1 pseudogene is annotated in these 399 nt (G+C 42.9%); it reads left to right on the top strand.

Annotation, left to right across the window (positions count from 1 at the left end):
* A pseudogene (locus D7X55_RS42255) lies at nt 1-177 on the top strand (transposase); the annotation flags it as partial.
* Nucleotides 178-399 lie beyond the last annotated feature (222 nt).

The following is a 399-nucleotide window of genomic DNA, read 5'->3' as shown; positions in this document are numbered from 1 at the left end:
GGTTATCCTAAAGACATCAGAAGAGTGATCTATACCACCAATGCGATAGAGTCGCTAAACAGCGTGATTCGGACAGCGGTGAATAAGCGTAAGGTGTTCCCATCTGATCAGGCAGCATTCAAGGTAGTATATCTGGCAACCCAGCAGGCATCCAAAAAGTGGTCGATGCCAATCCGTGCCTGCTGCCATCATCAGCACGCGCGGTTTTTGCATCGTTGGCTCACTCATCTTATTATCCTTGATCAATCCAATCCAATCCAATCCAATTTAGGTGAGGTGGGGATTAGAAAACCCCGTATGACTGACCGTTTATCGGAAAAAACAATCACCATAAAAATGGCAAAATCATAGCATTATTTCACTCAATAATAAAGTAAATCACTTTAATTGCTAAGTAGC

The organism is Corallococcus sp. AB049A, from assembly GCF_003668885.1.
Taxonomy (GTDB): domain Bacteria; phylum Myxococcota; class Myxococcia; order Myxococcales; family Myxococcaceae; genus Corallococcus; species Corallococcus interemptor.
This window is presented reverse-complemented; position numbering and strand designations above follow the sequence as displayed.